This window comes from Terrihabitans soli (genome assembly GCF_014191545.1).
Lineage (GTDB): Bacteria > Pseudomonadota > Alphaproteobacteria > Rhizobiales > Methylopilaceae > Flaviflagellibacter > Flaviflagellibacter soli.
Window position 1 is genome coordinate 1021325 of record NZ_AP023361.1, and the last position, 14760, is coordinate 1036084.

Consider the following 14760-nt stretch of genomic DNA (forward strand, 5'->3'; position numbering starts at 1 on the left):
ACAAACTCAGGGAAGTGCACCCTTTTGTTAGCGCGCGGAAAACGATTCGACATCTCCTGTATTGTGCTGTCCCGTGGTTCTCCGCACCCAAAGCGCGGTCTACACTCCCGCCGTTATGGATGCTTTGCGTCGTGCGATCCGGGACCAGGTGAGGGGCCTTGTCGGCAGCAGGGCCGGTCTGCCGCCGGTCAAGCCTGAGGACTCGCTCTACCCGCCGGGTTCGGCCTGCCGCAAAGTGCATGGCGATTTCACCTCGATGATGATCGGCGGTGTCTCGGCGCTTCTGATCCAGATGCTTCACCCGGCGGCGCTGGCGGGTGTGTGGGACCACTCCAATTTCCGCGGCGATATTCTGGGACGCCTCAAGCGGACCGCGCAGTTCATCTCGACGACGACCTTCGGCTCGGTCGAAAGCGCCTATGAAGCCATCGAGCGCGTCAAGGCGATCCACGATCAGGTGCACGGCACTTTGCCGGACGGCACTTCCTACAGCGCCAACGATCCCGATGTTCTGACCTTTGTGCATGTTGCGGGGGCAAGCTCGTTTCTGAAGGCCTACCGCCTCTATCGCAATCCTGCGTTCGATCACCGGGCGCAGGATCTTTATTACCGGGAAGCGGCGGAAATCGCCTTCAAGCTTGGCGCTGAGCGCGTGCCGCGCTCGGTCTATGAGGTTGAGGAATATTTCGAAGCGATAAGACCCGGCCTTCGCTCGGACAACCGCACGCGCGAAATCCGCAATGCGATCCTCTGGCAAAGGCCGCCGAGTCTTGCGCTGGCGCCGTTTCAGAGGATTGTATTGACGGCTGGCGTCGACCTTATGCCGGGCTGGGCGGCGCGATTGCACGGCCTGTCCGTGCCGAAGATCGGCCGCCCGGCGCTGCGCGCCGGCACCAAAGGTGTGGGCGCGCTGGTGCGCTGGGCGCTCAGTTCTTAAACTATCCAATCAGCCGGGAGATCTGCTTCAGGCAAATGACGGCCCCGGCGATAAAGACCGAAACGCCGAACAGCACTTCAAGCGTGCGCGGCTTTGAGGCCAGATGCCGATCCAGGAAGATACCGAAAGCGGCTCCCAGACCCCCGCCGGCGGTCGTTGCCGCGGCGAGGCGGAAATCCACGGAGCCGTGGAGCGTGTAGGTGACGGATGTCGCCAGCGCAAAAACCGATGCGACGGCGAGCGAGGTTCCGATGGCCGATGACATGGCAATGCGCGCCACGCGGCGAAGCGCCGGAACGATCAGAAATCCCGCGCTGATGCCGAAGAAGCCGGAGACGAGACCGACCGCGGTGCCGCACAAAGCGAGTTTGGGATGGGAGGTTTTTCCCGCCGCGTGATGCGTTTCGCAGGAACGCGGGATTATCGAGCGGACACCGATATAAAGCATAAGGCCGCCGAGCAGTATCAGGAGTTGATCGCCCGGCACCTGTTGCGCTGCGATTGCACCGGCGCATACGCCGGCAAGGCCGAAGCCGCCGAACCATTTTGCAAGGTCCCAGCGCACATGACCCGCACGCGCGCGGGCGAAGAAGCTCAGCAGTAAAATCGCCGTGATGGCGGCCGCGCTCGTTCCGATCGCAAGATGCGTATCGCCAATGCCGACAAAATAGATCAACAATGGAACGCACAAAATAGAACCGCCGCCCCCAAGGGCGGCGGTGATTGTGCCGACGATCACGCCGGATAAAATCGCGGCGACAGCTTCAAACATCTATAAAATAGCTCGTTTTATTGCTTCGTTCAGAGACTCCTGATTAGTTCGCCGGCGTCGAAAAGTCCAAACAGACTAAAGCCGCCGGACGATTATGTCCGGCGGTTTTCTTTATCCAGATCGCTCGCTCAGACGGCGAGGCCCGTAACGACACCGTCGCTGTTGATGGCACACGACACGCGGGCCTGACGGCTTCCGGTTGCGCCGGGATAGACCACACGCAGATTGACCGGGGCGACGCCGCCGCCGCTGGCCGTGGGCGAAAACCTGCCGCCGCTCGCAGCTTCGACGGAGAGCGCGCCATAAGCCTTCGCCGCGCGGGCGGCAGCAAGCTGGCACGCCGAGACGATGCTGGCCGGAGTTCCGGCTTTCGGATCCAGTTTCGATCCGGAAGATTCTGTCCGTACAGGACCACTCGCCGAGGCGCGGCCTTCCTGAAGACGAGCCTCGCTGCAGCTTCCTTGCTGAACGCAACTTCCGCCGCCGCCGGGCTGGAGAGAGGCGGGAAGGGGCAGGAGAAGAAGCGCCGCCGCGGCAGGCGAAGAAACGGCCGCAATCGCCGGCGACTGCGCCTCTTGACCGGACGAGGGCTGCGATGTTCCAAGACCGCCGACCGTTGCTGATATGCCCGCGCCGCTGACCGATGTGCCAACGCTCAGGCCACCGACGGACGTGCTGGTGGAGACGCCCGAGCGGCTGACCGAAGCGCCGACGCCCGCGGCACTGCCGACCGAGGAACTGACGGATGCGCCGGAGCGGCTGACCGATGCGCCGGCGCTGATGCCACCGACGGATGCGCCGGCCGATATGCCGCCGCGCCCGACCGAGGCTCCGGCGGAGATGCCGCCGCTTTTGCTTTTCGAAGAGCTGCTGCTGCTCGCTGCGCCGCCCGAACTCGAAGAGCCGGATGATGTGCTCTTGCCTTTGCCGCGGCCGCCAAGGCCGCCGCCCAACCCGCCAAGGCCGAGCGCATCGGCCGGCAGCGCAAGCGCAAATGTGATGGCGACCGCTGTCGCCGCGGTTTTCCTGAACATTGGATCCTCCCTTCGGTGGCCTCGTTGGCAATTGCGTTTCGATGTCATGGCCGCAGCTCTCCCGGCAGAGTGAGCGCAGGCGGTTTCGCTGCGGCGCGATCCGGGTTTCGCCGCGCCGGTGCGTCTGTGTTTTTCGCTGGCTTATCGACGAGGGAGGCGCGTCCCGAACGCAGGACCGAATGGGCTTTGCCCGGCTTGCGCTCCGGGCGCGGTTTTTCTACGGGCGTTGGCGACACCGGAAGACTGGATGGCGGTTCAACCGTCTCGGGATCGGCGGATGCCGATGCGCCGGTTTGTCCGGTCTTCGGCGTGATACTGCCCGGCAGCCATTCTCCATCCGCGGTGACGGAGAGGATGTCCGTCGATGGTTGAAACAGATGTGCGGTCAGTTCGGGCGCGGTGACCGAGGCGGGATCGATGTCCCAGTTCTTCGCCGTGCGCGGATCGAAGGGTGAAGGCATATCAGTCACATATTCCGGCGCGGCGCGGTCCAGTCCTTCACGCAGGGCATCGCGCGCACGCTCCATCTCCTGCGGCGTTGCAGCGTCCTGCGCACAAGCGGGCTGATATCCGAGGAGGGAGAAGGCAAGGCAAAGGCCTGCCCTCCGCAAGGGAAGGTTTTTCATGACGCCACGAATTTTCGATCATCGCGGCGCCAAGGCCGCTGTGAGATGAGTCGCTTTTTCGGCGAATCGTTCCCGGCGAAGCGCGCAATTTCGGCTTCGCAGCGCGCCGTATTTTTCAGGATGAGGCACCGGAAAGCGAAACGGCCACGCGGTTCAACCGCGTGGCCGTTGCAGTCTCAGCAGTTTAGCGAAGCCTTACTGCGGCGCCGCCTGGCTTTGCTGCGTGTTGAGCAGCGAGGTGATGTTGCGGATCGTCACGCGGCGGTTTTCAGGATTGGCCGCGAGCGTGTTCACCTTCAGATAGTCCTCGCCGTACCCTTGAGTGACCAGGTTCTCGGCGGGGATCTGATAATACTGGGTGAGGATGGCCGCGACTTCTTCGGCGCGGCGATCCGACAGTGAGAGATTGTCGACCTGTGAGCCGACGGCGTCGGTATGGCCCTCGACCAGATAGACCTCGGCAGGATCGCGATCGATCACCGCCTTCATGGCGCGCGCCAGATCGTCGAGCTTGGCAATCTGATCGTCCGGAACGGTCCATTCGCCGGTCGGGAAGGTGAGCGAGTTCAGATCGACCGAGCGCACGCGTTCGCGCAGACGGACATTCTGGGTGACTTCCTCGAGCGAATAGGGCCGTTCGCTCTCCACCAGCGGCGGCGCATCGAACGCTTCCTCGAAGTCCTCATAGGACGCAGCATCCGCATCGACGATGTATTCATCGCGCGGAATGCCGACGCGCACCGGCGCCAGATCGAGATAGAACTCGAAATGCGGACCGCGATTGCGGTCACGGTCGCGCCAGCCGCGGTCGCGATCCCAGCGGCCGCCGCGCTCCCAGGCGCGTTCGTTGTCGATGATGATGACTTCGCGCCCCTGGAAGCGGCGGACGCGGCGGACGAGATTGCCGTCATCGTCGCGGATCGTGACGATTTCCGAACCGTCGGGACGCTGAATGACCGTCACCGTCTGATTGCCGCGGCGCTCTTCCCGCACATCGCGGGCGTTGCGGCGTAGACGTTCGCTTTGATCACTGCGAATGGTCGTGCGGTCGCCGTCGCGGATAATGACGCGGTCATTGCCCTCGCGGATCACCGTGCGGTTGCCCTGTTCCTCGACGCGGCGGTCGAAGCGCCGGTCGAGCTTCTCATCGCGCTGCTGGAAGTCGCGCTTGGCGCGCTGTTCGGCACGGATGCGCTGTTCGGGCGTGCGCTGTCCGCCCTTGAGTTCTTCCGGCGGAATGGCGGGCTGCTCGCCGGCGGGCGGCGGAGCGGGCGCTGTGGACGGCGCCTCGGGCGCGGTCTGCACGGGCGGCGGCGGCGGCAACTGCTTGCCGGCACCTGCGGGCGGCGCACCCGGACCCTGATCGCCCGGGCCGCGGTCGCGCTGGCCACGAGGCGGCGGGGGAGCTTCCGGCGTAACAGGTGCCGGCGGCGGAGACAGATCCGGAGACACAGGTGCAGCCGGCGTCTCGGTGCGCGGCGGCAGCGGCGGGACCGGAGGTGTGGGACCACCGGTCTTTTCCTGCTGACGGTCCTGGCGCCGTTCCTGGCGATCCTGCTGCCGCTCCTCGCGGCGCAGCTTACGGTCGTCCGGCGCTGACGGCGGCGCTCCGGGCGCAGCGGCAGGCGGAAGCGGTTCGACGGCCGCAGGAGGAAGCTGTTTCTGAACCGGCGGAATCGGGGGAGCGTTCTCGACCGGGGGCGGAGCCTGTCTTTCGATACGCGGCGGAGGGGCCTGGCGTTCGACCGGGGGCGGCAGCTGCCTTTCGACCGGAGGCGGCAATTGTTTTTCGATCGCGGGCGGCGCCTGTTCCGGCGGAGCCTGGCGCTGCTGCCGCTGCTCCTGGCGTTGCTGGCGCTGTTCCTGACGCTGCTCCTGGCCCTGCTGGCGCTGTTCCTGACGTTCCTGCTTCTTCTGCTCGCGGCCTTCGCCCCGCTTTTTCTGTTCTTCGGGCGGCGGAACCACGCCGGGCGGCGGCGGGGGTACTTCCGCCTGCGCCACGACAAGCGGCGCGCTTTCGGCAAAGGCGAAGGAGCCGAAAGCGACAGCGCCGGACATCATCGTGCCGGCAAGAAGGACGGAGGCGAAGTGTTTCATCCCGTAAGCTGCTTTCTTTTATGTGTAGAGACAGGAGCAAGACGCGAACTTCCGTGCGCCGCGCGGGCTGAAGGCCCGCTTGCAAACGCACGACAATCGGTAAGGTTGCCGAACATTCGCTCCTCGCTCCCCGATCGGAGAGACGCCTGAGCATTGCGATGCAAGTGTCTGAATTAAGGCGCGATTACACGACTGTTCGATGAACGGGCGTTCATCTCGGACGACACTCTAGCACCTGTTTTTTGCAGGCCCGGCGCCAAGTTTCCACCGGGCCGTACGCAATGTCCCGGAATGTAAGACGCCGGGCGGCGTCCTATCTATGTCGCACGCCGAAGCGTGCTCTGCCTTAAACGCGCTTGCGGTTGGGCCGGACCGGATCCTAGGTCCCGGTCCGGTTCCTGATTTTCTGCGGTCCGCGCGCGGGAATTTCAGTCGAAATCGAAAATCTCGCCGAGCAGCGATTTCTTGCGGCGGCGCTTGTCATAGCCATAGCCATCGCGATGGCCGCTGTCGGGGCGGTAGCCGTGATCGGGCCGAAACTCCTGCGGCCGTTCGCGATAAGGCTGCGCTCGAGCCGGCTGCGGTGCGGCGTCGGACCGTTCGATGATCTTGTCGAGTTCGCCGCGATCGAGCCACACGCCGCGGCATTTCGGGCAGTAGTCGATTTCGATGCCCTGGCGATCGCTCATCGTAAGATCCGTCCCGTCAATCGGACATTTCACCCGCATTTCCTCCTGTCACTGAAGACATCACGAGATGGGTTCAGCCGGAGGGCGCGTCAAGCGCGCTTGTATGGACAGATGCGCACATTGGCCGGGCGTCTAAAGTACTTCTACGGTGAGTTTCCGAGAAGAGTTCGTGTGTCGCCCGCGCGGCTGAAACCGCCGGCAAACGTCACCCGGCGCGCCGCAATCGCACGATGACCTCCGGGCTGAGGTCGTCCGCTTAGCGGCCGATCCGCTCATCGAGCGCATCGAGGACGCGAGCCGACGTGGCGGGATGGAATTTGCGGGCAAACAGCGCCGATGTTTGGACAAGCGCCGGCAGATCTTCGAGTCCAAGTGTTTTCGGGTGCGGCCCGCCGGCGCTCCAGTCGATGTAATGAACACCATGCAAGGTCGCGGGCAGGGCATCGCCGCGCGTTGCATCCTGCGAGATGACCGTATTGGCGTCGGCTTTGAGAGCCGTCTGTACGAAATGTTCTCCGCGGTCGCGGGCGCGCGCGATCCAGCGCATGAAGACGGTATTTTCGTCGGCAAAGCGCAGAACGGTTTCGGCGCCTTTGCGCGACAGAGCCCACCACATCGCGCCGTGATAGATCACATATCCGCGGGGCGGACGACGCGGGATTTTTGCCGCCAGCTTACGGGCAAAGGCAGCCATTTTTGGGACCGGCGAAAGCCTGTCGTTGAACAGTTCGATGTCTCCGATGTGAAATTTCAGATTGTGATCTTGCGGCGTGGGGCCGTTCCACACGACTTTGCGACCCACGCGGATAAAATCCGTGTCCTCATTTGCCAGAAGAAAATCGCGGATGTCGCCGAGCGGCTTGATCGGATAATCGGCGGCCGACAGCATGACGAAGCGGCAGGCTCCGGGATAAGTCTGCAGCGCGTGGCGAAGGCAGTTCAGCACCGCCAGCATATGACGCGAGCCGCCCCATAAAATCGAAACACGCTTGCCGTCGGGAATGAAGTCTGCGTCCTGGATGCGGAAGTCTGCGATGTCGGCTTTCTTGTCGATGTGGACGAGCACCCGCGCCCAGGGCGATGCGAGCCGCGAGACCAGCCGCTTGAGCGCCGCCGGATTGTCATGTGCGCAGATGATGAAAACGACGGCATCAGCGTTCATGTTTGCCCGCTATCGCATCGATTTGTTGCAGCTCCCGCATTCGCAGAGTGCGTGCAAAGTATGACACGCAAAATCCGCGCCGCTGCATGCGCAATTTGCATGGACGAAATGTTCCCGAAACATCGCATTGCTATCGCGCATGGCCGTGTATGGCGGGGGAGTGGATATTGAGTGGAGGAAATCCAATGCCGCTTCTGATCGCCGAAATTTTTATCGAAGGAAAATGGCCCCGGCGCTGATCGCGCGCCGTCAAACGAACAAGGCTCCGCCTGTTGGCGGAGCCTTTTTTGTGCGCCGCTTTTCGGCATCGTCCGGAGCGATCCGTCGGCCGGCGGCGGTGAGAAGGTGCCAACGTACCACCGGTTGCAAATCGGCGCCCCATTTCCCCTTTGTTAAGCATAAACCCGTGTAATCCGCCCCAGGTCACAACCGGTTGCTCGGGGCGGAGGGGATGGACCGATTATACGTCGCCGCTCTCGTGCTTTGTTCGGGCCTTGTGTCGAGCGTGCCCGCAAGGGCGCAGCACTATTACGAGAATTTCGCGCTCCGCGGCGAGACCGCCGCGCCGTCGTTCGATCTCTCGGTGTTTCGAGGGGTGCCGGACGCAGTTTTCTTGCAGGAAATTCGTCGGCTGCAACATCTGAACCCGGCAGCGGCCTATGCGCTGGCCGAGGAGGCGATGCGCCTGAGGCCGCATCTTGCCGACGCCTTTGCCGATCCAAGGCCGGTCCTATCCCATCCGGAGCCGGCGCTCGCCGAACCGGTTCAGGATTGGATCGAGCCTAAAGGAAAGTTCGAAGGCGGTCTCGTTATGGCCGGCGGGGCGCTCGTGCTTGCCGGAGGCGCTGCGGCGTTCCTGGCGACCGCAAGCGGCGAGGGAGATGGCTCGGGCGTCGGCGGCGGCTTTACGCGGAGAGTAACGACAGTACTGCCTCCGGTGCCGCCGGGCTGGGAGGAGGACGTCGCCGATTGGGAAGACGCCGAATACGGTGTCGACTATTCCAAAGGCCTCATCAATGCCTCGAGCGCCTATGCGCGCGCCGGTACGGGCGACGGGATCAATGTCGGGTTGATCGATGGCGCCGTGGACCCGATGCACGATCAATTCTCCGGAAGGTTCGGCGGATGTTTCGATATCCAGTTCGGCAGTTCGAGCACTTTGCCCTCGGCCTGCGACGACGACCCCGCCGATCACGGCACGCATGTCGCGGGCTCGATTGCCGCCGCGCGCGACGGCGACACGATGTTCGGCGTTGCCTTCGAGGCCGAACTTTACAGCATGCGTGCGTTCAACAGCGGAGGCGGCTGGGTCGCATCTTCAGCGCGTTTCGACGACGCGATACGTTGGGCCGCTGCAAACGATGTCGCCGTCATCAACAACTCTTTCGGAAGCTATACGCACACCGATCGTCCGGCGGACTATAATCTCGGTCATATCGCCGCCGGTTTCGGAACCGCGCTGGAAGAGGCGCGCGACAACGACATCATCATGGTCTGGGCGGCAGGAAACGATGGCGGTTTCGAGCCCACCGTCGAAGCCGCCTTTCCCCTCTACGATCCCAGCATGCGCGATATCTGGATCGCCGTGACGTCCGTCGATCCGGACGGTTCGCTCTCTATTTATTCCGATGCCTGCGGCGCGGCGGCGGAATGGTGTCTTGCCGCGCCCGGCGGATCGGGGCAGGTTGCCGACGATATCATATCGACAATTCCCAATGACAGTTTCGCTGGAAACTTCGGTACGTCCATGGCGGCGCCGCAAGTGACCGGCGCCGTTGCGATCATGCTGCAGCTGTTCGGGCCGGGAACACCGTCCAATCTGACGCCGCAGGAGATCGTGAAAATCCTCTTCGTCACTGCCGACAAAAATCTTCCGGGTTATGTCGCCAATGCCGACGGCGTGTCGGATCTGTACGGGCAGGGCCTTCTCGATCTCGATGCGGCGACGACGCCCGACACGCACGATCTTGTGTTCACGACCTCCGGCGGCCAATTCTCGAGCCTGTCGAGTTCCGGCATTTCATACGGGCCTGCCTTTGGCGGCGGGATCAGCGCCGCGCTGTCCGGCAAGACGCTCGCGGTGTTCGACGAATATAACCGCGCCGTCATCATCGATCTCGAGAGCTTCGCCGCGCAGGCGCCCGAGCCGATCGATCTCGACCGGGCGCTTGCCAATTTCGGCCAGGGGAACGGCTTTAAAGATGTCGTGACGGAAGGCGGCTTCAAGCTGGCGCTGCGCGGCTCGTTCGGCGAAGAGGGCGACGGAGTTTCGCTCGGCGGCGAGACGCAGGCGCGCATGTCGGTCGCGCTGACCGATACAGCGACGCTGGAAAGCGGCTACAATATCGATGCTTCTCAAATGCTCGGTCTTTACGCCAGCGGGACGGCGGCCCCGGAACTTCTGATCGATCCCGTCGCACTGTCGAGTTCTTATCTCGCCCTTGCCGAAAGCGCGATGACGACGGGAATCCGCCGCTCGGGCGAAGACTCGGATCTTGCGCTTATGGTGTTCGGCGGTACCGATTACCGCCCCGAGGAAACCGAACTCGACGCGCGCCTTTCCGGCGAGGACGAGAAAAACTGGACCTATGGCGTGGCCGCCGAATGGACGGTGCGGCCGGCCGAAGGCTTCAGCCTTGCGCTCAGAAGCGGCGTCATGACCGAGGCGGACGAGCTTTTGGGCGCGGAGATGGAAGGCGGCTTCGAGGTGACCGAGACGCAAACGGCCTTTGCCGGCGCAACGGTGACCTACACGCTTGCGAGCGGACTGTCCGCCGTCGCCGCCTACGATATCGGCATCTCGGCTGTCGCCGCCGAGGACAGCCTGTTTTCCGATTTCAGCAATGTGCTGTCGGACAGTTTCAGCCTCGGCCTTCTGGGCAAAGGCGGGTTTCAGGAGCGCGACCGCTACGGGTTGATCGTGTCGCAGCCGCTGCGCGTCTTCTCGTCGGAAGCGGAGATGCTGCTGCCGCAGGCGCGCAATGCCGACGGCTCGATGAGCTATTCGAGCGAAGATGTCGATATGGCGCCCGAGGATCGCGAGCTGCGCGTGCAGGGCTTTTATGCCGCCGAAATGGGCGACGGCACGCTGAGTTTCGGCGGGCTGATGCGCTTCAATCCGGGACATGATGCGGATGCCGAGACCGAATGGGTCGGGCTTGCGAGCTATCAGGGCGGGTTCTGACGGGTTTCGTGCGGAAGTCGCATATCCGCGCCGGGTGCCGCAGCGTACCGTCCGGCGCCATGCATAAAGCCTCCCTGTCCGCCGCCTTTGCGATTCTCGTTGCGGAAATATCCGTCAATACCGGCGCGGCGCTGGGGAAAGGCCTGTTTCCGCTGGTCGGCCCCGAAGGGGTCGCTTCGCTCCGCACATCGATTGCGGCCGTCATTCTGCTGGTGCTCATCCGGCCATGGCATGTCACCGCAAGCCGCAGCCAATGGGGCTGGCTTGTTCTTTACGGGCTGTCGCTCGGTTCGATGAACCTTCTGATCTACTGGTCCATCGCGCGCATTCCGATGGGCCTTGCCGTCACCATCGAAATCTGCGGGCCGCTTGCCGTCGTGCTGCTGACCTCGCGCACGCGGCAGGACTTTCTGTGGCTGGCCATGGCCGTCTGCGGCATAATTCTGCTGACGCCCTGGCCGGGTTCTGATGCGAGCCTCGACCCGCTCGGCGTTCTCTTCGCTGTCTCAGCCGCCGTGTTCTGGGCCATCTATATTCTCTGCGGCAAGCAGGCCTCGCGCATCGGCGGCCGCACGGCGGTGGCGCTCGGCATGGCGACGGCCTGTGTGGTGACGGTGCCCTTCGGGGTCTCGCATGCGGGCGAAAAACTTCTTCAGCCCGACGTGCTTATGCTCGGCGCCGTCGTCGCCTTGGCGTCGAGCGCCATCCCGTATTTTCTCGAAATGCTGGCGCTGGAGCGATTGTCGAGCCGGGTGTTCGGCGTCGTGACAAGCTCGGCCCCGGCGATTGCCGCGCTTGTCGGCGTCATCATGCTCGGCGAACATCTTGCGCTGCATCAATGGGCGGCGATCGCGCTCATCATGTCGGCCAGTGCCGGATGCTCGCTGACGAGCCGGCCGGAAAAGGTTGCAGAGCCGGAAAGGATCAGCACCGAACTGAGTGCTTAGAATTTCGTCGCATTCGTCACTGGCCGCCTTAAGTTTCGGCGCGTGGCCGGCGACGCCGTTTGCGACGCAAAAGCGGTGACGCCGGATCGGGCGGCAGTGACGCAAGGTCGATCTTGATCAGGGTCATGCGCGCAAAGACGGTGATGAGAAAGGCGCCGAGCGAGCCGGACAGAAGCGCGGGGATCAGCAGGAGCCCCATCGGAAGTGTCTCGGACCTTAAAAGGAACGGCCCAACGAAGCAGGCTGCCGACAGGGCAACGTACCAGATTGCCGAGAGCGGCGGGTTTACCGACAACGCCGGTCCTACCACGTTCTTCCAAGTGTCGTCGGCGACCCGGAGAATATTGGCTTCGGTAAAGAGCCGCTGCTTTTCAGACTGCGCAGACCGCAGAGAAGCGTCTGCCGAGGCGTGCGATTTCGCTTTTCCGGTCATGCGGCTCCCCAAGCGCGGTCGCAATCTTAGGATGGATTGCGACGTAACGCCAGAAAGGGTTGTTTAGCGCGTGCGCGCCGGTCCGCCCAGTGCATAGAGATCGGCATCGGGATCGCGTTTTCCGGTGAGCGCGGCGCGCACGATATCGGCGCCGAGGCGGCTATAGGTGATGCCGTTGCCGCCGAAGCCGAGCACGAACCAGCGATGCGGATATTTCGGAATCTGGTCGACGGTCGGCAGGCCCGTGGCCGTCGTGCCGAACGAACCCGTCCAGGCGAATTCGGCTTTGGTGTCGAGATCGGGCAGAAGTTTTTTCAGTTTGCGTTCGAGCACCGCCGTCTTCCGGTCAAGACGGGCATCGCGTTTCGCTTCGTCTTCAAACTCCTCATCCTCGCCGCCGCAAATGACGCGGCCTTCGGGGGAGGTGCGGATATAGAGGTAGGGGTCCGACGCTTCCCAGATAAAGCATTCGCCCGGCCATAGATTGTCTCTCTGTTGGCGCGTGGCGATGGCATAGGTCGAAATGATGGAATGGCCGCGTTTCGGCACATGATCGGGAAGCTCATAGCCCGTGCAGAACACGATATGGCGGCAGAGAATGCGCGGCCCTTCCTGCGTTTTAACCGTCAGCTGTTTGCCGCTGCCCTTCACATCCATGACGGTGACGGGGCTGAACAGGCGCGCGCCGCGTTTGGCGGCGACATCGAGATAGCCGACGGCAAGCTGCCGCGGATCGCAGGACAGATCGTCAAAGGAGAGAAGAGCGGCCTGACGCGAAATGCCGAATCTCTCCTTCACGTCCTTGCGTGACAAAAGCACGGTTTCGATGCCGATGGCGCGGCGCGCGGCCCATTCCCGTTCAAGGCCTTTCGCATCGAGCATGTTGCCCGCAAGATAAAGATTGTCGCGGCGCGTCTGCGCGCAATCGATGCCGAGCGCGCGCGTGCGGGCGGCAAGGGAGGTGAGCGCAAGATGGCTGCGCTTCCAGGCGCGCTCAGCCTTGGCGAGTCCGATCTTCTTGGCAAGCTCGATAATCGGCGTATCGATCTCATATTCGATTAGCGCGGTCGATGCCGTTGTCGCGCCTTCCGCCGGGCCGCGCCGGTCCACCACCGCAACATCGAGGCCCGCATCCGTCAGAGCCTCGGCCATGAAGGCACCGGAGGTTCCGGCGCCAACGATCAGGACATCGGTCTTGATGTCTTTGATCAGAGGCTGAACGGGGAGGGACAGAAGAGGGCGCGCTTCCCAGACGGTTTTGCCGGTGCGCAGATCGCGAGCTTCGGTTTCCAAAAATACGTCCCCAGCAGACAAGTGAGCCCGGCGCGCGCCGCGCCGGGCCCTTGTTCAGGCGGCTTTCTTGTTGAGCTTTGCTTCCGCAAGCTTGGACAGTTTCTTGTCCGTCGCGTCTTCTTCGTTGAGGTTGAGTTCAAGCGGCTTGACGAGTTTGTTGTAATCCAGCGCCTTCGCCCACGCGATCAGCGTGCCGTAGCGCGTGATTTCGTAATGCTCGACGGCCTGGGCCAGTGCGATCAATGCAGCGTCGAGAACCTGCTTGTCCTCGATATTGCCCATCACATGCTTGGCTTCCTTCAGGATACCGTCGATGGCTTCGCAATCGACGCCCTTGGCCGGTTGGCCGTAATCGGCGAAGACCTGTTCGAGGCGCTTGATATGCCCGCGCGTCTCCTCGAGATGCTTGGTGAATCCTGCCGAAAGCTCGCGATTGGTGGCTTTTTCGATCATGGTCGGAAGGTTCTTCTCGATCTGCTGTTCGGCGTAATAAAGGTCCTGCAGCGTGTGCAGGAACAGATCGTCCATCGTCTTGATGTCCTTGGAAAACAGGCCCATGGGGTGTTCCTCTCTATTTGATGCTTCCCTAAATGGCTTCATATCAAGCGTGCAGGGCCGTTATTTCGAGTTTCCGCTTGTGTCTTTGGCGCTCTCCGGCACGATTTCTTTCGGGTCGGCGCCGCGGATCGTGAGATCGTCGCGGCGGCGTACAGCCTCACTGTCGGTGCGATCGGGCGAAAGCTCGTTGGTCACTCCGCCTGCGACCGCTTTGCCGGTTTGAGGCGATTGATCGGGTACCTTCGACATGCGGTCATCCTCCTGCGTAAGTACTATCGGCGTAACGCGATGATCTTCATGGTTTCTAGCCACTCGGCGATTGCAAGACCGGCGGCTTCCTCGCGGGACGGCTTGGGTTCAGGTTCCTTGCTGATCCAGTGATCAAGCTCGGCGGACACGATCTTGGATAAGAGGAGCGAAAGCGGAATCCGGTCGTCCACACGGCTACCCTCCAACACGGCATGGGGGAACAGAGTGCCGCGCAGGAGACTAACGGGTGGCGACCGCCAGACGTTCCACTGCCGGTCCAGGAGAGGCCGTGCCAGGCAAAAGGAAGGACCCCCGCGACACTGCCGCGAGGGGCCCTTAAAGCGATCGGCCAGGCTTACTGCTTCAGATTGCCGGAATTCGTATCCGAACCGCCGGCCTTGGTGGACGGCGTGACCGGAGCGTCCATCGCGCCCGTGGGCTTCGAGGATTCCGCGGCGCCCTTCACGGTGTCGGACTGAGGCTTGAGATTGCCGGAATTGCTGGTGCTGCCGGGAGCGGCCTTTTCGCCGGTCGACGGCGCGGCCATGCCCGGCTCGGCCGACTTTTCGGCGCCCTTCACCACATCCGATTGCGGCTTCAGATTGCTGTCGTTCGTCGTCTGAGCCAGCACGGGCGAGGCGGCAAAGCCTGCGATGACGGCGAGTGCGAGAACTGCTTTCACGTCGTTTCCTTCCAGCGCGGCATGGGAGATGTGCCCGCGTTGCACGTGGACAGACAAGTCACCGGCGATCAAAGCAGTTCCGGTATCTAGACGCCGC

Annotated in this window: 15 protein-coding genes; 3 read left to right on the forward strand and 12 right to left on the reverse strand. The window is 63.0% G+C overall.

Annotated elements, in window-relative coordinates; translation table 11 throughout:
• Positions 1-115 precede the first annotated feature (115 nt).
• Positions 116-937 (forward strand): oxygenase MpaB family protein, encoded by an 822-nt coding sequence (locus IZ6_RS05330; RefSeq protein ID WP_222876961.1) that lies wholly within the window; start codon positions 116-118, stop codon positions 935-937.
• A gap of 1 nt (position 938) precedes the next feature.
• Here the strand turns inward: IZ6_RS05330 and IZ6_RS05335 are convergent, their stop codons facing one another.
• From IZ6_RS05335 to IZ6_RS05360, 6 genes are all read right to left on the reverse strand, one after another.
• Positions 939-1709, reverse strand: coding sequence for a sulfite exporter TauE/SafE family protein (locus tag IZ6_RS05335; protein ID WP_222876962.1), 771 nt, complete (start codon positions 1707-1709; stop codon positions 939-941).
• A 128-nt stretch (positions 1710-1837) separates the two neighbouring features.
• Positions 1838-2743, reverse strand: a complete 906-nt coding sequence (locus tag IZ6_RS05340; protein WP_222876963.1) for a hypothetical protein — start codon at positions 2741-2743, stop codon at positions 1838-1840.
• Between the two features lie 44 nt (positions 2744-2787).
• Positions 2788-3270, reverse strand: a complete 483-nt coding sequence (locus IZ6_RS05345; RefSeq protein WP_222876964.1) for a hypothetical protein — start codon at positions 3268-3270, stop codon at positions 2788-2790.
• Positions 3271-3564: 294 nt separating this feature from the next.
• Positions 3565-5466 carry an OmpA family protein gene (locus tag IZ6_RS05350; RefSeq protein ID WP_222876965.1) on the reverse strand — a complete coding sequence of 634 codons (1902 nt, stop codon included), beginning with the start codon at positions 5464-5466 and terminating at the stop codon, positions 3565-3567.
• 428 nt (positions 5467-5894) lie between these two features.
• Positions 5895-6155: a TFIIB-type zinc ribbon-containing protein gene (locus IZ6_RS05355; RefSeq protein ID WP_476718244.1), complete on the reverse strand. Its 261-nt coding sequence runs from the start codon at positions 6153-6155 to the stop codon at positions 5895-5897.
• A 256-nt stretch (positions 6156-6411) separates the two neighbouring features.
• Positions 6412-7317, reverse strand: coding sequence for a beta-1,6-N-acetylglucosaminyltransferase (locus tag IZ6_RS05360; protein WP_222876967.1), 906 nt, complete (start codon positions 7315-7317; stop codon positions 6412-6414).
• Positions 7318-7768: 451 nt separating this feature from the next.
• Between IZ6_RS05360 and IZ6_RS05365 the strand changes: the two genes are divergently transcribed.
• Positions 7769-10501 carry a S8 family peptidase gene (locus IZ6_RS05365; RefSeq protein ID WP_222876968.1) on the forward strand — a complete coding sequence of 911 codons (2733 nt, stop codon included), beginning with the start codon at positions 7769-7771 and terminating at the stop codon, positions 10499-10501.
• 59 nt (positions 10502-10560) lie between these two features.
• Entirely contained in the window at positions 10561-11448 is an 888-nt protein-coding gene (locus IZ6_RS05370) for an EamA family transporter (RefSeq protein ID WP_222876969.1), read from the forward strand.
• A 28-nt stretch (positions 11449-11476) separates the two neighbouring features.
• Here IZ6_RS05370 and IZ6_RS05375 read toward each other — a convergent pair whose 3' ends face one another.
• The 6 genes from IZ6_RS05375 to IZ6_RS05400 all read right to left on the reverse strand — a co-directional run bounded on the left by IZ6_RS05375 (position 11477) and on the right by IZ6_RS05400 (position 14663).
• The gene (locus IZ6_RS05375; RefSeq protein ID WP_222876970.1) at positions 11477-11881 is read right to left on the reverse strand and encodes a hypothetical protein; all 405 of its coding nucleotides are present in this window, start codon (positions 11879-11881) and stop codon (positions 11477-11479) included.
• A 63-nt stretch (positions 11882-11944) separates the two neighbouring features.
• Positions 11945-13174 carry an NAD(P)/FAD-dependent oxidoreductase gene (locus IZ6_RS05380; RefSeq protein WP_222876971.1) on the reverse strand — a complete coding sequence of 410 codons (1230 nt, stop codon included), beginning with the start codon at positions 13172-13174 and terminating at the stop codon, positions 11945-11947.
• Between the two features lie 54 nt (positions 13175-13228).
• A complete protein-coding gene (locus tag IZ6_RS05385; protein ID WP_222876972.1) occupies positions 13229-13732 on the reverse strand; it encodes a YciE/YciF ferroxidase family protein in 504 nt (167 codons plus the stop codon).
• Positions 13733-13792: 60 nt separating this feature from the next.
• Positions 13793-13981, reverse strand: a complete 189-nt coding sequence (locus tag IZ6_RS05390) for a hypothetical protein (RefSeq protein ID WP_222876973.1) — start codon at positions 13979-13981, stop codon at positions 13793-13795.
• Positions 13982-14004: 23 nt separating this feature from the next.
• Positions 14005-14172, reverse strand: coding sequence for a hypothetical protein (locus IZ6_RS05395; RefSeq protein ID WP_222876974.1), 168 nt, complete (start codon positions 14170-14172; stop codon positions 14005-14007).
• A gap of 164 nt (positions 14173-14336) precedes the next feature.
• Positions 14337-14663 carry a hypothetical protein gene (locus IZ6_RS05400; RefSeq protein WP_222876975.1) on the reverse strand — a complete coding sequence of 109 codons (327 nt, stop codon included), beginning with the start codon at positions 14661-14663 and terminating at the stop codon, positions 14337-14339.
• Positions 14664-14760 lie beyond the last annotated feature (97 nt).